Origin of the sequence: Clostridium sp. (genome assembly GCF_018372875.1) — a bacterium.
In the GTDB taxonomy this organism is placed as follows: Bacteria; Bacillota; Clostridia; order Clostridiales; family Clostridiaceae; genus Clostridium.
On record NZ_JAHAIF010000004.1, the window covers coordinates 48929 to 68860 of the forward strand.

Here is a 19932-nt window from a genome sequence, read left to right on the forward strand (position 1 = left end):
TTCACTTTAAATCTCCTTTTTAGCAATTGCTGTTTTTACAGTAACTCCTGAAATGTTACCAAGCTTTCCTGTTAAAGTATTTATATCATCAACCTCTCCAACAACTGTTAAAGATATTACTGATATTTCACCTTCAAATGGAATGCCCATTCTCCCCTTCATGCTTCCTCTAAATGATGCTACAACATCATTAAATTCACTTTGACATTCTCTTGGGTTCTCTAAAATACATCCAATTACAGCTATTCTCGCCATTTTTATACCTCCTATAATGCAAAAGAGGTCTCTTTAATAGAGACCTCTAAAAATTTACGCAAAATAAACCTAGCAAAGCTAAGTAAGTATTATAATAATTTTGGCCTCTTTCAGATTAGATTGCTCTTTTCTGTTAGATATTATTCAAAATTTCAACTCACCTAAAAGATTTCTCTCTTAACTAAGTTGTTAATATTATAACATACTTAATTTTACTTATAAATATGAATTAGATTTTTATCTATAGGAAAATATAATCTTGTAAGGAGTGATTAATTTGAGTAAAAATGATTATAGCATTAATTCAATAAAAAACAAACTAAACTCTATAGAAACCTGTTTAACAGAAGTACATTCAAAAGCTACTGACGAAAATAAAGAAAAAATAGAACAAGCAATGGATTCAGTAATAAAAGCTTCTGATAATCTTTCTAATCTATAAAAGAAAGAGTAGATTGTATATTTATTTTGCTATTCTAGCCACAAGCTCCAAGTCACGCAAAACAAATATCCACTCCATTCATGCTAAATGTAAGGAAAAAAGAGAGAAATTGCAATTGCAATTTCTCTCCTAATCCTTGTTATCTATATTATCTTAATTATCCATCTTTTCTTAATGACTTCAAGGCATTTGTAAGTTTTACTGGATTACCATATCTTAATGTTCCCATTCTGTAAATCTTAGCACCTAAAACTCCAACAAATCCTGTTGAAACAGCTAATATTACTAATGAAATTACTACTTCTATAGTTTTAACACTTCCCATTGCAACTCTTACAAACATAGCCATACAAGAACTAAAAGGTACATATGATAATATGTTCATAAGCATTGACTCTGGATTATTTAATCCAAACATTACAGCCATAAAAACAACTACAAATATCATTGTAACAGGAGATGCACTTTTACCAATATCCTCTGTCTTGGAAACTAAAGCTCCTAATGAACCGAATATAAATGCGTAGAATAGATATCCAAGTAATCCGAATATAGCAAATGTAGCTAGAGTTTCACCTGAAATATTGAATATGAAATCAAGCTTTCCTCCCCATGCTGCACTATTAAATTTATAAGTTACTAAAGCAGAAGCTAATATTACACCTACTTGTGCCAAACTTGCAATTGTAGCAGCTATTACCTTACCAAAAATTAATGCATTACTACTTGTACTAGTTACTAGTATTTCCATAGCTCTATTACTCTTTTCAGTTGTAACAGATACAGCTATTAATTGACCATAGTAAATAATCATAAAATATAAAACAAATATTAATCCATAAGTATAAGCAAAGTTACTTACTGTATCCTTACCTAGCAATTCAACCTCTGAATTTATTTGAGTATTATATAAAGCATCTATTTCATTAACATCTATACCTTTATTGCTGAAATAACTTTCTCTATTTAATCTAGATAAATATGAATCAAACATCTGTTGATTTCCATCACTAAAGCTACTATTTTGAACTATATATTTATAGCTTGTTGGTGAATTTAATATAAATCCTGCCTCAGCTTCCTCATTATTTACAGCATCCTTTACCTCTTGCTCATTTGTAGCAACCTTCCAACTTGAACCAATAAATACATTTTCTAGTCCTTTAACATCTTTAATTATATTTTCTTTATCAAAGATTATAAAGTTTTTCTTTTCTTCATCACTAACAGATTCACTTGATTCCGCCTTTTTGTCATTACCACCAAATAAACCTGACATATCAAAAAATGATGGTAAACTTAATCCAACTATTAAAACTACTGCAATTATTCCTGTTGTTATAAGATATCCTTTATTCTTGAAATAATTAGTTAATTCAAATCTTAGTACAGATAAAAATCCCTTCATTATTCGTCACCTGCCTTAAGTACAAATATATCATTTAAGGATGGTTCATATTCCCCAAACTTTTCTACATCAATATCACTTTTTATAATTTCAGACAATAAATCATTTTTACTTCTAGATTCTTTAAGCTCTAAAATTACGAATTCTTTCATAACTTCATCTACTCTTGTTATATCTCCAAAGTATTCTTCGCACTTTTCTTTTAGTTCTATAGGAGAATAGTTATTCGCACTTAACATAAGCTTATTTTTACCAAAATCCTTCTTTATATCTTTAAGATTTCCACTTAATACAACATCACCTTTATTAATAATAGCTATATCTTCGCAAAACTCTTCAACATAATTCATTTGGTGACTTGAGAATATTACAAGCTTTCCATCTTCAATAAGATCTGTTACTACATCCTTAAGAGTTTGTGCATTAACTGGATCTAAACCACTAAAAGGTTCGTCTAAGATTACAATTTCAGGATTACAAACTAAAGTTTGTGCTAATTGAACCTTTTGTTGATTACCCTTTGAAAGAGTTTCTAATAATCTATTTTCATATTCTTCAATTCCTAATCTCTTAAGCCAAAACTTTCCGTTTGCTTTGGCTTCCTTTAACGATATCCCTCTTAAGTTTCCTAAATACATTAACTGATCAATTACTTTTTTCTTAGGATATAAACCTCTTTCTTCTGGTAAGTATCCTATTTGAAAATCTTTAGGATTAAACTTTTTACCATCAATTATGATTTCCCCTTCATTAGCTTTAAAAACATCCATTAGAATTCTAATTGTTGTTGTTTTACCTGCTCCATTTCTACCAAGCAGCCCTAAAGCTTTTCCACTTGATATAGAAAATGAAATTCCATGAAGTACTTCTGTTTCACCAAAAGTCTTCTTTATGTTTTTCACTTCTAACTTCATTCTTTTCCCCTCCAAATTAGTAAATATTACTATAGTAACTTTAAAACCATTATACATTTTATTAATAACCTTGTAAAGAGTTATTATTTACTTTTTAATCAGAATTTTAATGTCACTTCCTTAATTATATTCTACTTTTATTGTGAGGATATGGAACAACTTAAAGTCACTTTTATCAATTACTTAAGTCACTTTTAAGAAAAATGAAAGGATTACTATCTTATAATCCTTTCATAACATCTAAAAAAGCAGTAATATGATTAATATTCTTTTCATTTTTAATAACATCACTAACTACATAACTAAAACTATCAAGAACCTTTTGCCTATCTCTATATAATATAGTTGTATTTGATTCTGAATCATTCATAGCAACTTCAAGACTAACAATACATTGTTTTAAATCCTCACCAAAAATACTTTTGTATGATGTAGAATCATAAATTTCTAATGCCGCAAATAAGTTTTTTACTACAGAATTATTAATAGTAAGTATCTCTTCATCATTAATATCCTGCTTATTATATACTAAGCTCTTAGATGCATTATCTAAGTACTCACAAAATTTTTCATCAGCTATCTTTGTAGCATTTTCAATAGACTTCAAATTATAGAAAGATAGTACTAATACTAAAGAAATAGAAATAATACTTATCCATTTATACTTTTTATTCATTTTCCCCCTCCTCTCTCCACCCTAATTATACAAAATAACCTATATATTTACTATAAAATTTCTAAATGGTAGAATTATATTTATTTAATAGGAGGTAATTACTATGCATCATAAGGTTTTAGTTGGGGAAAAGGTTTATCTTTCTCCAAGAAATAGCGAAGACTATAAACAATATACAGAATGGATTAATAACTTAGAAATATCTACTCTTAGCGGTTCTGCTCATATTATAAAAACAGAAATGGAAGAAAAAGAATACTTAGAGTCCAAAACTAATGATTATAACTTTGGTATTATTGAAGCAAAGACAGATAAGCTATTAGGGTCAATAAGCTTAGCCAATATTGATCATATAAATAGAACAGCTGAGTTTGGAATTTTCATTGGAGATAAAAATTATCACGGTAATGGTTATGGAAGTGAAGCTATAACTTTACTTTTAGACTATGGTTTTAATATACTAAACTTAAATAATATTAGGCTAACCACCTTTTCCTATAACAAAAGAGCTATTAGATGCTATGAGAAAGTTGGTTTTAAAATGATAGGTAAAATTAGAGAAGGAAAAATAATTGCTGGAAAGAAATATGACTTAATTCTTATGGACATGCTTGCCTCTGAATTTAAGTCTTCAAAAATATATTATTATTTAAATAATGATAAAAAATAATGTGTTTTATAAAATTAAAAGAAACTGCTAAATTGCAGTTTCTTTTAATTTTAATATTTACTAAACTACATACTCTCGCTAACAAGCTCAGTAACTTCTGCGGTTACATAATCTTCTTTTACTCTTGTTAATATAAATCCTCCAATAGCAAATAGAACTATCAAACTAATAATTCCTTTATTTGATTGCCCTGTAATTTGAGTTACTATTCCAACTAAAAATGGTCCCATAATAGCAGCAAACTTACCAAATACATTATAAAATCCAAAGAATTCATTAGATTTTTCTTTTGGAACAAGTTTTGCAAAGTAACTTCTTGATATTGCTTGAATACCTCCTTGTGCTGAACCAACAGCCATTGCAAGTATCCAGAAATCTAAAGTAGTTTTTAGGAAGTAAGCATATATTGAAATAATAACATATGTTGTAATTCCAACATATAGCATTTTCTTTCCACCAAACTTCTCTGCAAGCCTTCCATAAATAATTGTAAATGGAAAAGCTACAAACTGCGTTAGTAAGAGAATAACTAATAGTGATGTCATTGATATTCCAAGGTCGGTCCCATATGATGTTGCCATTCCTATAATTGTATCAACACCATCTATATAAAAGAAATACGCAATTAAGAATGTGAATATTTTTTTATGAGATCTAATATCTTTAAAGGTCTTTCCAATTCTTACAAAAGAATTCTTAACTGGATTTGGTTCCTTTTCTATGTAGTATTTTTGATTTACATTCCTTAATAAAGGAATAGTAAAACTTCCCCACCATAAAGCTGTAATTAAAAATGCTATTTTACAAGCTAAAGATATCGAAATACCCAATATTCCATTTTGAGTAAGAATGACTATAACTATGGATATTATGAAAGGTATTGTACTTCCTATATATCCAAGAGCAAATCCAGCAGAAGATACCTTGTCCATACGTTCAGTTGAAGTAGCATCCACAAGAAATGAATCATAAAAGACATTTGCTCCTGAAAATCCCAAAACAGTGAATCCATAGTTTAATAACAATATCATTGGCATATCAGTTGGCACTAATGCTAACATAATAGTTGAAAAAATTCCAATACTACAGAAGAACTTAAAAAATTTCTTCTTATTACCTTTGTAATCAGCAATTGTACCTAGAACTGGTGCAATAAGTGATACTAATAAGGTAGAAATTGAAATTGTATATCCCCAAACAGCAGTAGAATTAGAAGAACTCATTCCACTATTTTCTGCAACCATCTTAAAGTAAATGGGCAATATAGTGGAAGTAATAGTCATTGAATACGCAGAGTTTCCCCAGTCATATAGTGCCCAGCTTAACTCCTCTTTACTTAACCCTTTCATAAAACACCCCTTTTTAAATATTAAGGATTTCTTCAATCGCCTCTCCATCGCTGTCTCTAAATTTTAAGCCTAAAATCTTTGCTAAAGTTGGCCCATGATTTATAAGGTTTCCTTTATCAACAACTACTCCCTTTTTAAATCCCCTTCCTGAACCAATAAAAAATGTAGTATAATTTTCTTTCTTTGGTGAATATCCATGAGTTGCCTTATGCCTATGAGGTTTTACTCCCACCTCTTCATCTTTTATTTCATCAATTACTTCACCGTAAATATCATCAACAAAGTAATAATCAAGACTTGCCTCTATCATAAGACTTGCCTCTTCATCACCACCTGCTTCTCTTATTTCGTTACCCTCTAAAACAAAATCTATAGGTAAATCTACGATTAATGATTTAATCTTTTCTATGGTTTCACTATCATTTTTATCTTTTAGGTAAATATAACATGATCCATCTAAACTTTTACAAATACTCTTATAATCTAAAACCTTACCTTTTTCATTTATTTTAATTAAACCTTCTTTTCTAAATAAAGCATTAAGTTTAATAACCTTTGATGCATCTAAATGGCTATGGTCACCAAGAGCCACTATAGTACATTCATCATAAATCCCTCGTTCTTTTAACGCATTAATTATTTCTCCTAACCTTTTATCATGCCTAATAAAAGCATCGTCAATAATATTATTTCTATATCCATAATGATGCCTATTTGTATCAACATCTGTAAAGTGAATTAAAATTAAATTAGGAGCATATTTCTTTATTGTATACTTTGCAGCTTCTATAACAAAGTTATCTAAATAAGGTTGCTCTATTCCTTTTCTAAGATTGCCAAACCTCTTATTTATATCTAATTGAAATCCTAGTGTTCCTGCACCAGCTGACATAAACAATTGGTGTTGGTAAGGTTTCACTGCAAATATCTCAGGCATATTATAGGTTATTTTTGCTTTACCTGTTACTGGCCATAAAAGAGAACACGTAGTCAATCCCTTTTCCATAGCCAAATCGTATAGGGTTTCTCCCTTAATTTTATTTCTATACCAATACCAATTTGGTATAAAATCTCCAACTTTAAATATAGTATTATCAATGATCCTATGATTATTAGGATATTTCCCTGTAACTATTGTTGTATGGGCTGGATATGTTAATGTTGGATAAATAGAATCCACACATTTAATCCATGAACCATTCTCTATTAACTTTTTAAAGTTAGGTAAATTCTTTAGAACTTCTACATCTTCTGACGATACAGCATCAAAAGATATTACAACCATATATTTTGACTCCATTACTAGCCTCCTTAATTTAACTTTACCTTATGTATATTAAATCTTATCTATAACTATATTAAACCTTTGTTAAAATCCTTTTCCTACATCCTTTGCACTATGTGCATCTGATCCTTTAACCATGTTAATATTATTTTTAATTACCTTATCTAAAAATAGGCCTGAGGGATATGTTTCATTACAATATGGCTTTCTAAGGCCAGCTGTATTATAATCTATTTCATATTCTTTCTCTTTTATCTTATTGATAACTCTATCAATTAACTCTTCATTATCATAAGTTATAGGATACTTTGCATTAAATATTCTAACTAAAGTTGGATGGCCTATTCTTTTAGGTTTATACATTCCAAGGTCTGCATCCATAGATTTAATTAAAGTTTCAAAATATTTGTCATAAACCTTTTCTACTCCACCTAGGATTTTTGCTATATTTCCAAACTCATCAACACTCATATCTAAGCAATGATATCCATCATTTAACCTTAAAAAATGAACAGATAGAATTCCTTCATCTAAATATTCACCGTAACTATCTAACATCTTCTTAATCTTTTCTTCATATCCTTCTACATAGTCTATTTCAAGGCCAACATTTATTTTAATTTTTTCTTTGTATTCTTCTTTTATTTTAGTAGCTTCTTTTAAATATAATAATATTTCTTCTTCATTAGGAGAACACTCTTTAAGTAACTTTTCATCCATAAATATTGCTGGAAGTGGCATATGCTCAGTAAATGTAATCTCGTTAAGTCCAACTTCTAATGCCTTTTCAACATAGGCTTTAAACGTATCTTTAGTTCCATGAGGACAATAGTGAGAATGCATATGCCCATCTTTTAACCATTTCATCAAATCATCTCCTTTATTTAATTGTATCATAGTATTTAGAAAAGAACTTATTTTAAATGGTAATATTTATAAGGTTCTAATAACCTTAGCACTACCAATAACGCTAAATAACTTAATACAGACATTTTATAACCTTGCAGATGGATTTTTGGTTAGTATTATTGGTTCAGTACAATTTGCAGCTACATCATTTATATGGCCTAATTAATAACTCCATTTGTTATTAAAGTTATGGGGGCTACAGGAGATTTATCATACTATAGTAATATTTACTTAAAAATAGTATTTTTAAATATGCCTTTTACATTTTATTTCTTTGTTTTCAACTCTATTATGATTGCACAAGGTAACACTATTTTACCTACTGTTTTAAGTGGAATTAGTGCGGTGTTAAATATAATCTTAGATCCTATTTTTATTTTTCCGTTTAACTTAGGTATTACAGGAGCTGCATATGCTACACTTTTATCAAAAATAATATTAGCTCTATTTGCTTATTTAATTCTAAAGAAAAGTAAATCATCTTTAAAACCTAACTTTAAAAACTTTAAATTTGATAAAGATATATTAAACAAAGTAATAAAGGTTAATAATATTACATCTGTAATATCATAACCTGCTATGGGCATTGGCTCATTAATTATATTTTTTAATAATGAATTTGTTATTAACTTCTTTATGCAATCTAAGGATGACTTAACTGTAATAGATCAAGGTATTACATACTTAAACTATATCCTATATTCAATGCCACTAATGGGTATGTTTAGTATATTTCAAGGAATTTTTCAAGGTTTCCCATACACTTTCAGCCAATATTGCTAAAACAAATAAAGTTAACAAATCCATTATTATCTCCCCTTTACCATATTTTATTATCTAAAGGGAAAAAGGTTCAATATTTAAGTAGCATTTACCAACTTTCATAAATATAATGTAATGACCCCCATATTATATGAAGGGAGAACAAGTATGAGCAAAGAGAGAAACATTAGAGAAACATTAGAAATGGATAATAGAAGATATTCAGGTAGGAATGATGAGTGTAGATGTAATGAGAATCAAAATAATAATTCTTCAAGATATCTTACAGTAGCTAATGAAGAGGTTTTACCTATAGGTTTTGAAAGAAATGAAAGAAACAGAGATACCTGCTGTTGTAAAAAATCTCTAAGAAGATCTTTAGATATTCTTTTAAACCCTTTAATAAGGAGTTTAATAGACTTATCAAGCTTTACATTAGTAGGTAAGAACTTTAATACTAAGGATTGTGCAACAACCCTTAAAACTGTATCTAATTGCAGTGATGGACTAGTAACTTATTCCGATTGCAATCCATTATTTAATTCAACTACAATTTGTGATTTAGTTTTAGTTGCATTTTCTCTTCAACCTGACAATGGAAACAATTGCTTTCAAGGATTTAATAGAGATAGATTTATTCGTGCTATAACAAGATGTATTCCTCCAATAAATCCTAGATCATTATGCTGTGTTGAGGACGGTTCTTGTTGTTGTAATTCAAGTAAAGCATTATTCTTAGCTGACTCAATAGGACCTGTTAACCTAAAAATATCTTCATCAGCATTTGAAAAACCACTTATTGGATTTACTGTCATTACTGTAACTAATAATATTGCCTGGTTAATTAATGATGATAATAGAGTTATAATTGTATGCTTAGACAATATTGAACAATTTGGCTAAAATCAATATAACACCCCCTCCTGTATTAGTACAGGAGGGTTCTTCTTTATACATTATCTTTTTAATAAATATAAAGATAATTAAATACAATTCCTCCACAAATTAATCCTAATATTATTCCACCAATAACATCAGATGGATAATGTACTTTCAAATATAGCCTTGAAAATGCAATAGCAAGAGCAATTAATACTATAATTGTGCTAATGCTGCTATTACTTTTCAAAAACACTACAGCTACTGCAAAAGAAGATGCAGTATGACCTGATGGAAAAGAAAATGATGATGGTTCTTTTATTAATAATTCTTTATTTTTCTTACCTATAAATGGTCTTTTTCTTTTAAAAATATGCTTTACTATTCCCTCTCCAATAATTGTTGTAAAAACTAATGTTACTAATACTATAATTCCAATTCTTCTATAATCTACTTTCCTAATCATTAATATTGCAAGAATAATCCATACCATCCCTAAGTTCCCTAGAGATGTTACAAATGGCATAACTTTATCTAAAAATCTATTTTTGCAATATTTATTTATTAAATATAAAATATCTTCATCCCATTTTTTAATTATATCTGACATCATCTTTTGTGCACTCCTTAAGCTACCTAAAATAAGTATTTGTAAATATTACTTATTTTATTTATCATTTTATACTTTACTATGGCATAAAAAAAAGATAGTATATCAAAAATCATATTGATATACTATCTTAAACACTACTCTAAATTCAATTTATTTTTCATAATATAGCTAGATATAACAAAATATATTACAGAGGTAATAATTAAATTAGCTGCTACTTTTAATAAACTCCATTGAAAATCCATAAATTCAAAAGCATAATTGTAACTTATAAATGATGTATTAAACACTGATGTAATAAAGCTTGTTATCATACTTATTCCTATAAATGCTCCAAATGAACAAAGTATTTTTCTCTTGTTTGCTAAATGTCCAATTGACATAGATGAATAAAGTAATAAAGTTGAAGAGGCACAAGACAAAATTCCTAATACTATAATTTCAAATATTACTAAAGGAATTCTAAATCCAAACTCACTTATTCCAACTCTCCATACTTCTCCCATAAACTCAAAAGCATTACCAATCATACCTGGGTAATAGGCTAAAATTACTATAGATATAACTGCAACAATAACGCTTAAAATATTCCATACTATACCAACGATTAATTTGCTACATATATTTTTCCATACAGGAACTGGAAGAGTATTCATTAAATAACCTTCATCACCTAAAAGATTTTTATAATATCTTTGTAGCACTATAAAAAATGTTACTATAAATACTGCTGCCATTATGCATCCATATACAAACATAGTTATAAGAGATGCTATATTTCCAATAGTTCCTGATGCGCTACCAAAACCTATTTCTGTCTCAAGAAAAATCTTATTTATTAGACCAAATACTAATAATGCTCCATATAAAGGAAGTACTAATCTTCCAGTTGCTTTAAATTCGTACTTTAATAACTTTCCTAACATCTAAATACCTCCCTGAATAAGGCATCTACACTCTTACCTTCTTCTTCTCTTATCTCATCAACACTCTTAGATAAATATATCTTTCCATATGAAATAAAGATTACATCATCTAAAATCTGTTCAATATCAGATATTAAGTGAGTTGATATAACTACTGTTGCATTTTCATTATAATTTGAAATAATAGTATTTAATATATAATCTCTAGCAGCTGGGTCAACCCCTGCTATTGGTTCGTCTAAAAAGTAAAGTTCTGCTTCTCTGCTCATAACTAGTATTAGCTGAACCTTTTCCTTAGTCCCTTTTGACATTGTCTTTAACTTATCATTAGCATTAATATTCAACTTAGATAGCATATCATAAGCTTTCTCAACATTAAAATCTTCATAAAAGTCTTTAAAAAAGTTAATTATATCAGATACCTTCATCCAATCAGCAAGATAAGTTCTCTCAGGTAAATAAGAAACTATCTTCTTTGTCTCTATCCCAGGTTTATTACCATTTATAAGAAGCTCTCCACTAGTTGGTGTTAACAATCCATTTGCTAACTTAATTAAAGTACTTTTTCCACTTCCGTTAGGGCCAAGTAGTCCTACTATTCTCCCCCTCTTCATAGATAAGTCAATTCCTTCTAAGGCAACTTTATTACCATAGGATTTAACAAGATTTCTACACTCTAGAATATTTTCCCCCAATTATTTCATCTCCTCTGCAATTTCTTTTATTGTTTCTATAGCTTCCTCTTTAGTAAAACCTATTTGTTCCATTTTCTTTAAAAAAGCTTGTATTTCTTCTTTAGCAAGATTACACTTCATTTCTTCAATCATCTTTGAATCCTCCGTAATAAATCTTCCACTTGTTCTTACTGAAAACAATAACCCCAACCTTTCTAACTCTGTTAAGGCTTTTTGCATTGTATTAGGATTTACTGATGCCTCACTAGCTAATTCTCTTACAGATGGTATCTTTGCACCTGGTTTATATTTTCCTGATACAATACTTATTTTGATATATTCCATAAGCTGACTATAAATTGGTCTGTCACTTTTTAATTCCCAAGCCATTTTTTCACTCCCTTTGTACTACTGTATTAATAGCTTAATACAATAGTACATTTTTTTTTATCTTTTGTCAAACATTAAAAATCAAATATTTTCCTAGAAACCAAAAAAGAGAAATTATTTCTAATTCCTCTTAAAAATATTCTATTAAGTTTTTAATTATTCTACTCTTTATTTAAATATAATTTCTAATTTCAACTACCTTACCATCTTTAACATATACCCTAGGTACTCTTCCTTTAATCATACATATTATTTCATAATTTATTGTTCCAACAGCATTTGCCATATCATCAGCATTATATTTAATATCATCACATTCTCCTAAGAGTATAATCTCGTCATCAACCTTAACATTATTAATATGAGTTACATCAATCATAAGTTGATCCATACAAACTCTTCCTATTACAGGTGCAAGTTTACCATTTACTATAACCTTTCCCTTATTGCTTAAAGCTCTTAAATAGCCATCTGCATATCCTATGGGAATAGTAGCAACCCTTGTAGATTCACTAACTTCATAGGTTCTGCCATAGCTTACAAAAGCTCCTTTTTCTAAAGTTTTAATGTGAGCAATTTTAGCCTTAAGTGTCATGGCAGGCTTAACTTTTAATCTGTCTTTATTAACTTCATTTGAAGGATAATAACCATATATTACAATGCCAGCTCTTACTCCATCTAAGTACATATTAGGTAAATCCATTATAGTAGCACTGTTGGCTGCATGTTTAAATGGAATACTAACTCCTCTACTCTTTAGCTCTCTATAAAAATCTTCTAATATTTTATACTGCTTATTTGTAAATTCTTTATCTTCTTCATCTGCTGTTGAAAAATGAGTAAATAAACCTACTATATCTACTCCTTTTAATTTATCTATTTTAACTATATCCTCTATACTTTCTTCATTAGGAAGAAAACCTATTCTTCCCATTCCTGTATCAAGGGCAATATGAACTTTAACTTTTCCCTTTACATCTTCTGCTATAGAGGAAAACCTTTCAGCATCTTCTAAAGTATAAACAGTTTGTTCTATATCATATTTAATTAAATCTTCACCAAATTCCGTTGGAGTATATCCTAAAATAATTATTGGTGCAGTTATATTTTCTCTTCTTAATTCCATTGCCTCTGTAAGAGTTGCCACTGCTAATCTAGAAACACCATTTTTCAATAAAACTGGAGCAATATCAATTGCACCATGTCCATAAGCATCTGCTTTAATAACTCCTATGACTTCTTTATCCTTAGCTAACTCTTTTATATTTCTTATATTAAACTCAATCTTATCTAAATCTATTTCTGCCCATACTGGTCTGTATATCTTTTCCATGTAAAGATCCCCTCTTTTTCCCTTGTGCTTATACTATTATTTTAAATAATTTAAAGTTAAAATCAAAGTACCACCAATATAGATTTTTTATTACTAAGTGGCTTGACTAGTTATAAATTAGTGATACTATCCCTTTATCAAATACTTATCTTTAAACTCTTGTAAATCTTCTAACCCTTGATATATTTCTCTTCTAGGGAAGTTTTTCTCTTCAAGTAACTTATCATCTTGATTTAATAAATAATTATAGAACCATTGTCCTAACTCATAAAACTCTTGAGTCTTATTTTTATAAAGCTCCTTATAGAATAAATCTTCTCCTTTATTAAATTCTCCTTCTTTAAGTAGTTTCTTTAAAACTATATAAAGTATGTCTTTATCTGATAGATTATCAAACTGTATTGGATCTACATCTTCTTTAACATCAAATAATGTTTTAGCTAATGCCTTACTAAAGCCTTCAAATTTATCTAAAAGAAAATCGTGCTTCATTTTACTCCTCCAAAAATTTTTATAATATACATTATACTATAATTTCTTCATATATTAATTTTATTTCCATAAAATAATTGATATTTCTCCATTATGTATATAGAATAATCTTGTATATAACATAAGATTAAAGGAGATGAACATATGCTAAGTGAAAAGCTATTAAATGAACTTAACGAACAAGTAAATTTTGAATTCTATTCTTCTTACACTTATCTTGCAATGGCAGGATATTGTGAATCTATTGATCTAAGTGGATTTGCTAACTTCTTTAGAGTTCAAGCTCAAGAAGAATTAGCTCATGCAATGAAGCTTTATGATTATATTTTCCAAAAGAATGGCGTTGTAGAATTAAAACAAATTCCTATGCCAACAGCTAAATATGATGGTATTATTGATGTATTCCAAAAGGGATACGAGCATGAACAACTTGTAACTAAGAAAATATATAACCTAGCTGATATTGCTCATGATGAAAAAGAACATGCTACTATGAGCTTACTAAAATGGTTTATAGATGAGCAAGTTGAAGAGGAAAACAGCTTTAATGCTTTAGTTAAGAAGGTTAGAAGATCTGAAGGAAATCCTGCTGCATTATACTTAATGGATGATGAACTAGCTAGTAGAGTTTATACGCCACCAACTAATGCATAAAATTTTATTTTTTTATGTTTAGAAATTTAATAATGAGTCAATAATTTTAATGAAACATTTTAATACATATTAAAATTACCTCATTACCCTATTTTTTAAGGCATAGATTTTATCTATGCCTCTTTTATTGTTATAAGAAAAGAAGCTACTACTTGCAGCTTCTTTTTACCTTTCATCATCTACATATTGAAGTATATCTCCTGGTTGACATTCTAAAACTTCGCAAATCTTTTCTAAAGTAGAAAACCTAATAGCTTTTGCTTTTCCTGTTTTTAATATTGAAAGATTTGCATTGGTTATTCCTACCTTATCAGAAAGTTCATTTAATGAAATTTTTCTCTTTGCCATCATAACATCTAAATTAACTATAATGCTCATTGTAATTCACCTATATTGTTAGATCATTTTCTTCTTTAATGTTCTTACCTATCTTAATTACTTGAATTAGGATAGTTATAAAAACTATAATCGATATAAAATATATTATTTCCATATTAAATGTAACTCCCAACTTAAATATAGAAACCTCTGGCACTTTTGAATTTACTCCATATAACACTGTGCTATTTTCTGCTAAAAGTATACTTAACTTTCCCCCAGAATCAATTAAATTAAAAACTTTTAATAATACATATCCCCCCATTGATATGGCACTTCTTTTTAATCTGTTTATATTCCCATTATTAAATACCTCATCATTATCTATAGAGTATATTATTTTCTTTAATGAGAATAGGGGGTAAACCATTAATATCATAGCTAATATGCTTGATAATGATAAAATAAATTTACTAAACCGACTAAAAACAGCTATGATTTCTTCTCCATTTACAGCTATTTCTTTCGGTACATTGCTAACAATAAAATATATCTCCATGGCATTTGATAGAATAATGAATATAATTAATAAATTTAGTATTATTTTTTCTTTAGATAACCTCACTTTATTTTTTATAAACATGAAATATCCCTCCAACATACTTATATATTAATTATAAATACTTTTTTATTGTTTATCAATAAATATTTCATCATTAACAAAAAATAATTATATAAGTTATATTAATAAGGGTTTATTTATAAAAGTTGTTTATAGCATCTCTTAAGAATTCTGCTGCACCTTCCCCAACATTATCATCATAATACTTTTTAAATCTATCATCATAGACATACATTTCACCTAGCCCAATATGAGCTTCCTTGGAATAATTTCCATAATGATCAAGCCATGCTTTATGAAGCTTAACTGCTTCTCTTGCTTCTTCACTATTAGAATCTCCTAATATCATTGCTTTTTTTATGCTTTCATTAACCTTCTTGGAAAGACTCTCTAAGTCATTCCATTCACTTTCACTTAACTTTGATATTCTTCTATTGCTTTCATCTACAGCTTCATTACCATACTTTTCTCTAACTTCTTTACCATATTGTTTTTCATTTTTTTCTATAAGATCTCTTTTAAATCCTTCAAACTTTTCTTTATTAGACATTACTAAATCACCTTCCATTGACTTTATTGTTTTTTCTACATTTCTTAATAAGGCTTCTATTCTAAGCTGCTCCTCTTTAAGCTTATTTCTATGGGCTATAAGAGCATTCTTTTGATTAAAATCCTTGTTTGAAATTATTTCCTTAATCTTTTCTAGAGGCAACCCCATTTCTTTATAGAACATAATTTGCTGAAGAGTATCTACCTCTTCTTCACCATAAATTCTATAACCTGAAGAATTAACCCTGCAGGGTTTTAATAAATTAATTTCATCATAGTACCTTAAAGTTCTGCTGCTAATGCCGGCTATCTTCGCTAAACTTTTTACAGTATACTCCATAAAATCACCTCCTAAAAATAGAATAAGCTATGACGTAACGTTAAAGTCAATAGTCAAAAAATTATTTTTAAAATTTATTTAGTAAAGTTAATATATCTATAATTTTCTCCTGTTAGAAATCTAATAATATCCTCTTGAATAAGATTATTGTATTTACCTTTTCTCATATTATCTATAATATCTTGAACTTTTTCCTTCTCGGTATTTAACAGAATTTCTTTAACCCCAATAGGAAACTCAATATATTTTCTAACTGTATTACCTTTTTCATTAAGTATTAAAAATGTTGGCACTTTTCTTTCCCCTGAAAGTTCTTCTAATAGTTCCTCATTTCCTTCCCTTCTTAAGAACTTAACTTCTATATTTTTGTTTAGTTCACTTAATTTAAGTAAAAAAGGTATTTCTGTTGCAACATCTTTACAGCGTGGCTCTCCAAAAACTAGTATATTAAGTTTATTTTCTATATTTCTTACCTTATGTAAATCTTTATTAATTAATTGGCCTTGTTCATTAAACCTATCAATTATTCCCATTTGCTCCTCATCTGCCAAGCTCAAATATTCACTATATGTAATCCCTAAATCAAAGTTTTTCATATTCTCATCTCCTGTTCAATAATGCTATTCTTCTCTCTATGAATGTAATAAAGAATATAAAAAACAGTACAATGTACTGCTTTTTATATTCTATTTTTCATCATATTTTTAGAACCTATATAGGTAGCCAAATAATATCCACCATATATTATTATAAATACTATAGCCGTTATTATAACATAAATCATATTCTTAGTTGATCCAAATAACTTTATTACTTCTTCAGAGAATGTAATTCCAACTATGGAATGAATTATTGCTAAAAATAATGGTAGCATAAAGTATATTCCTGTCTGCTTTAAAATTGTTTTATTTATCTCTTCTTCATCAACTCCAATCTTTTTAAGTAATCTATATCTCTCTATGTTATCAGAGGAATCTGATAGTTGTTGAAGTGCAAGTACTGCAGCGGAAGTTATTATAAATATTATTCCTAAATAAATACCAAGGTAAGCTACCATTGTTCCAAGCATTTGAGAATTAGCTTCTATCATCTCTCTTGGAACGAAAAAGAACTTATCTTTTTCTATAAGTGGATTACTATTAACCTCATCCATTAATATTTTTAAATCCTCAGGATTTTCAAAATCTAAATTTATATAGGAATTATACATCTTAAGTCCATTTAAATATTTATCATTTACTATTATTGTCCCTATATTTCCTTGCATCATAGTATTATTAAAATTAACATAAACAACCTTACTCTTATCAAACTCTAATTGATTATTGTTTAAATTAATTTTTCTTCTATCTTCTAAATATATACTTATATATTTATAGCAAATCTCATCATTAAGAAACAAGCCAAAACTTTTATCATTTAATATAATAGGTTCTTTACCAATTAATTTCATTTCTTCATTAAAATCACTAAGTCCTACAACTTTAACATCAACATTTGCTGTAACTGGATATAAATTTTTTAATTCATTAACTAGTTCTTCATTAAATAGTTCCTTATAACCAATGCCACTATTGTATTGTTTATATGCTGAAAATTCACTTGTAAATTTATTTAAATTAATATTGGCATCCATAAATACTTTTTCAAGATCAGTTTTATTTATCTCATCCTGAACTGTAGCATCATGTGGTGTTAATTCTTTTCCTTGAGAACTAACAGCAAAATTTATTCCAAGTCCTCCAGACAAAGTACAAATAGCTAAAAATAACATAAGACAAATAAAAGACATAGAAATAAAGTTTGTATTAATCTTGCTATTAATTTGTCTTAACAAAAACATATTAAGCTTTTTAAAGTAATATCTTTTACTACTTTGTACTAACTTAAGTAAAAAGCCTGTAAGTGACATAAAGAATAAAAATGTACCTATTATACCTAATATTACACATATAAACATAGTTACTGTAATAGCTGCAGCACCACCTTTAATTAAAATAACATAGGCTGAAAGGTTTGTTATAACACTTAATATGAATAATACTACTGAAATCTTTAATCCTATTACTTTTGTTTCTTCATTTTTTCTAGAAGCATAAATTAAATCTATTAACTTAACATTATTTATTGATCTTGAATTAAATAAAAGAATTATTATATAGATTAATCCAAAGCAAATTATTGTTTTTATGAAAGCTGACTCTGAAAAAATAAACTTAAATGATAATAGTTTTACTGAAAACATCTTTGCAGTAACTATCGATAAACATTGTGATAATAAAACGCCAAGAAATAATCCTATTCCAAGTGATATAAAACCTATTAGTAGGGTTTCTGCAAACAAAATTCTTGATATTGACTTTCTCTCCATTCCTAGAGTCATATATACTCCAAGTTCTTTCTTTCGTCTCTTTATTAAAAAATTATTTGCATAAATAATTAAAAATCCTAAAATAAATGAAATGAAGACTGATACTACAGTTATTGCCATACTAATTGCTGTGAATGTTGAACCTTGATATTCACTTAAGTCTAAAAGTAACTTTTGAGACTCTATAGAATTAAAAGTGTAAAATATACAAACTGCAAAAATTAATGTTAAAAAGTATATAGTATAATCCTTAAGACTTCTTCTAATATTTCTTAAAGATAGCTTAAAATACATCTCTTTGGTCACCCCCAAGAAGAGAAACAACCTCAATTATTTGACTAAAAAACTCTTTTCTAGAATCATTTCCTCTAATTAATTCATTAAATATCTTACCATCTTTAATGAAAAGAATTCTCTTAGCATAACTTGCAGTAAATGCATCATGAGTTACCATCATAATTGTTGCATTCATAGCTTTATTTAATGTTTCTAAACTTTCTAAAAGCATCTTTGCTGACTTTGAATCAAGTGCTCCTGTAGGTTCATCTGCTAATATTAGCTTTGGATGTGTTACTATTGCTCTTGCCGCTGCTACCCTTTGTTTTTGTCCACCTGACATTTGATATGGAAATTTATTAAGCACGGTTGTTATATTAAGTCTGCTTGCAATTTCCCTTATTAAATCATCTATCTCTTTTCCTTTAACATCATTAATTGTAAGTGCTAAAGCAATATTTTCATATGCAGTTAATGTATCTAATAAATTGAAGTCTTGAAATATAAACCCTAGTTCCTCACGCCTAAATTTAGCAAGCTTTTTTTCTTTAATCTTCGTTATGTCTTCTCCTCCTATATAAATATGTCCACTAGTAACATTATCTATAGTTGAAATACAATTAAGAAGTGTAGTTTTTCCACTTCCTGAAGCCCCCATTATTGCAACATATTCACCTCTCTCTACAGTAAAGCTTATTCCGTTTAAAGCTTTAGTCACATTTCCTTTAGTTCCATAAAATTTATGAATATTCTCAACCTGTAAAATTTTATTCATATTTTATCCCTCCTTTTCCTTATACCTAAATGTTACATTTATTAAAAAAG

The 19932-nt window shown here is 28.1% G+C and carries 25 protein-coding genes; 6 read left to right on the forward strand and 19 right to left on the reverse strand.

Annotated features, from left to right (window positions below):
- Positions 1–6: 6 nt before the first annotated feature.
- Entirely contained in the window at positions 7–255 is a 249-nt protein-coding gene (locus KIB46_RS02525; protein ID WP_156559108.1) for a TM1266 family iron-only hydrogenase system putative regulator, read from the reverse strand.
- Between the two features lie 277 nt (positions 256–532).
- On the opposite strand from KIB46_RS02525, the gene KIB46_RS02530 reads away from it, so the two are divergent.
- Positions 533–697 carry a hypothetical protein gene (locus KIB46_RS02530; RefSeq protein WP_156559110.1) on the forward strand — a complete coding sequence of 55 codons (165 nt, stop codon included), beginning with the start codon at positions 533–535 and terminating at the stop codon, positions 695–697.
- 157 nt (positions 698–854) lie between these two features.
- Here the strand turns inward: KIB46_RS02530 and KIB46_RS02535 are convergent, their stop codons facing one another.
- From KIB46_RS02535 to KIB46_RS02545, 3 genes are all read right to left on the reverse strand, one after another.
- Positions 855–2105 carry an ABC transporter permease gene (locus KIB46_RS02535; RefSeq protein WP_291670628.1) on the reverse strand — a complete coding sequence of 417 codons (1251 nt, stop codon included), beginning with the start codon at positions 2103–2105 and terminating at the stop codon, positions 855–857.
- Positions 2105–3019: an ATP-binding cassette domain-containing protein gene (locus KIB46_RS02540; RefSeq protein ID WP_156559114.1), complete on the reverse strand. Its 915-nt coding sequence runs from the start codon at positions 3017–3019 to the stop codon at positions 2105–2107. Before KIB46_RS02540 ends, KIB46_RS02535 begins: the two co-directional genes overlap by 1 nt.
- 220 nt (positions 3020–3239) lie before the next feature.
- Complete coding sequence (locus tag KIB46_RS02545; protein WP_291670631.1) at positions 3240–3695, reverse strand: hypothetical protein; 456 nt, start codon at positions 3693–3695, stop codon at positions 3240–3242.
- Between the two features lie 103 nt (positions 3696–3798).
- Here KIB46_RS02545 and KIB46_RS02550 point away from each other — a divergent pair, with 103 nt between their 5' ends.
- A complete protein-coding gene (locus KIB46_RS02550) occupies positions 3799–4365 on the forward strand; it encodes a GNAT family protein (RefSeq protein WP_156559118.1) in 567 nt (188 codons plus the stop codon).
- Between the two features lie 65 nt (positions 4366–4430).
- On the opposite strand, the gene KIB46_RS02555 is transcribed toward KIB46_RS02550, so the two are convergent.
- From KIB46_RS02555 to hisJ, 3 genes are all read right to left on the reverse strand, one after another.
- On the reverse strand, positions 4431–5714 hold the full coding sequence (locus KIB46_RS02555; protein WP_156559120.1) for an MFS transporter: 1284 nt from the start codon (positions 5712–5714) through the stop codon (positions 4431–4433).
- Positions 5715–5727: 13 nt separating this feature from the next.
- Positions 5728–7014: an ectonucleotide pyrophosphatase/phosphodiesterase gene (locus KIB46_RS02560; RefSeq protein ID WP_156559122.1), complete on the reverse strand. Its 1287-nt coding sequence runs from the start codon at positions 7012–7014 to the stop codon at positions 5728–5730.
- A 69-nt stretch (positions 7015–7083) separates the two neighbouring features.
- The gene (gene hisJ, locus KIB46_RS02565) at positions 7084–7866 is read right to left on the reverse strand and encodes a histidinol-phosphatase HisJ (protein WP_291670635.1); all 783 of its coding nucleotides are present in this window, start codon (positions 7864–7866) and stop codon (positions 7084–7086) included.
- A gap of 231 nt (positions 7867–8097) precedes the next feature.
- Between hisJ and KIB46_RS02570 the strand changes: the two genes are divergently transcribed.
- The 3 genes from KIB46_RS02570 (at position 8098) to KIB46_RS02580 (ending at position 9573) form a co-directional block, all read left to right on the forward strand.
- Positions 8098–8481, forward strand: coding sequence for a polysaccharide biosynthesis C-terminal domain-containing protein (locus KIB46_RS02570; protein ID WP_291670637.1), 384 nt, complete (start codon positions 8098–8100; stop codon positions 8479–8481).
- 63 nt (positions 8482–8544) lie between these two features.
- On the forward strand, positions 8545–8691 hold the full coding sequence (locus KIB46_RS02575) for a hypothetical protein (RefSeq protein WP_291670731.1): 147 nt from the start codon (positions 8545–8547) through the stop codon (positions 8689–8691).
- Between the two features lie 147 nt (positions 8692–8838).
- Positions 8839–9573: a hypothetical protein gene (locus KIB46_RS02580; RefSeq protein WP_291670639.1), complete on the forward strand. Its 735-nt coding sequence runs from the start codon at positions 8839–8841 to the stop codon at positions 9571–9573.
- A gap of 61 nt (positions 9574–9634) precedes the next feature.
- Here KIB46_RS02580 and KIB46_RS02585 read toward each other — a convergent pair whose 3' ends face one another.
- The 6 genes from KIB46_RS02585 to KIB46_RS02610 all read right to left on the reverse strand — a co-directional run bounded on the left by KIB46_RS02585 (position 9635) and on the right by KIB46_RS02610 (position 13977).
- The gene (locus tag KIB46_RS02585; protein ID WP_156559128.1) at positions 9635–10162 is read right to left on the reverse strand and encodes a phosphatase PAP2 family protein; all 528 of its coding nucleotides are present in this window, start codon (positions 10160–10162) and stop codon (positions 9635–9637) included.
- A gap of 134 nt (positions 10163–10296) precedes the next feature.
- The gene (locus tag KIB46_RS02590) at positions 10297–11088 is read right to left on the reverse strand and encodes an ABC transporter permease (RefSeq protein WP_156559130.1); all 792 of its coding nucleotides are present in this window, start codon (positions 11086–11088) and stop codon (positions 10297–10299) included.
- On the reverse strand, positions 11082–11783 hold the full coding sequence (locus KIB46_RS02595) for an ABC transporter ATP-binding protein (RefSeq protein WP_049178703.1): 702 nt from the start codon (positions 11781–11783) through the stop codon (positions 11082–11084). Before KIB46_RS02595 ends, KIB46_RS02590 begins: the two co-directional genes overlap by 7 nt.
- The gene (locus tag KIB46_RS02600; RefSeq protein ID WP_156559132.1) at positions 11784–12152 is read right to left on the reverse strand and encodes a GntR family transcriptional regulator; all 369 of its coding nucleotides are present in this window, start codon (positions 12150–12152) and stop codon (positions 11784–11786) included.
- A gap of 172 nt (positions 12153–12324) precedes the next feature.
- Positions 12325–13485, reverse strand: a complete 1161-nt coding sequence (gene alr, locus KIB46_RS02605; protein ID WP_291670648.1) for an alanine racemase — start codon at positions 13483–13485, stop codon at positions 12325–12327.
- A gap of 126 nt (positions 13486–13611) precedes the next feature.
- Complete coding sequence (locus KIB46_RS02610) at positions 13612–13977, reverse strand: DUF6483 family protein (protein ID WP_156559136.1); 366 nt, start codon at positions 13975–13977, stop codon at positions 13612–13614.
- A 144-nt stretch (positions 13978–14121) separates the two neighbouring features.
- Between KIB46_RS02610 and KIB46_RS02615 the strand changes: the two genes are divergently transcribed.
- Positions 14122–14631 carry a ferritin gene (locus KIB46_RS02615; protein WP_156559137.1) on the forward strand — a complete coding sequence of 170 codons (510 nt, stop codon included), beginning with the start codon at positions 14122–14124 and terminating at the stop codon, positions 14629–14631.
- 165 nt (positions 14632–14796) lie between these two features.
- Here KIB46_RS02615 and KIB46_RS02620 read toward each other — a convergent pair whose 3' ends face one another.
- From KIB46_RS02620 to KIB46_RS02645, 6 genes are all read right to left on the reverse strand, one after another.
- The gene (locus KIB46_RS02620) at positions 14797–15009 is read right to left on the reverse strand and encodes a helix-turn-helix transcriptional regulator (RefSeq protein WP_291670652.1); all 213 of its coding nucleotides are present in this window, start codon (positions 15007–15009) and stop codon (positions 14797–14799) included.
- Between the two features lie 10 nt (positions 15010–15019).
- Entirely contained in the window at positions 15020–15592 is a 573-nt protein-coding gene (locus tag KIB46_RS02625) for a DUF2975 domain-containing protein (RefSeq protein ID WP_291670654.1), read from the reverse strand.
- 112 nt (positions 15593–15704) lie between these two features.
- Positions 15705–16460 (reverse strand): MerR family transcriptional regulator, encoded by a 756-nt coding sequence (locus KIB46_RS02630; RefSeq protein ID WP_291670655.1) that lies wholly within the window; start codon positions 16458–16460, stop codon positions 15705–15707.
- A gap of 74 nt (positions 16461–16534) precedes the next feature.
- Positions 16535–17056 (reverse strand): thioredoxin family protein, encoded by a 522-nt coding sequence (locus KIB46_RS02635; RefSeq protein WP_291670657.1) that lies wholly within the window; start codon positions 17054–17056, stop codon positions 16535–16537.
- 83 nt (positions 17057–17139) lie between these two features.
- Positions 17140–19125: an FtsX-like permease family protein gene (locus KIB46_RS02640; RefSeq protein WP_291670659.1), complete on the reverse strand. Its 1986-nt coding sequence runs from the start codon at positions 19123–19125 to the stop codon at positions 17140–17142.
- On the reverse strand, positions 19115–19882 hold the full coding sequence (locus tag KIB46_RS02645) for an ABC transporter ATP-binding protein (RefSeq protein ID WP_111918856.1): 768 nt from the start codon (positions 19880–19882) through the stop codon (positions 19115–19117). Before KIB46_RS02645 ends, KIB46_RS02640 begins: the two co-directional genes overlap by 11 nt.
- Positions 19883–19932 lie beyond the last annotated feature (50 nt).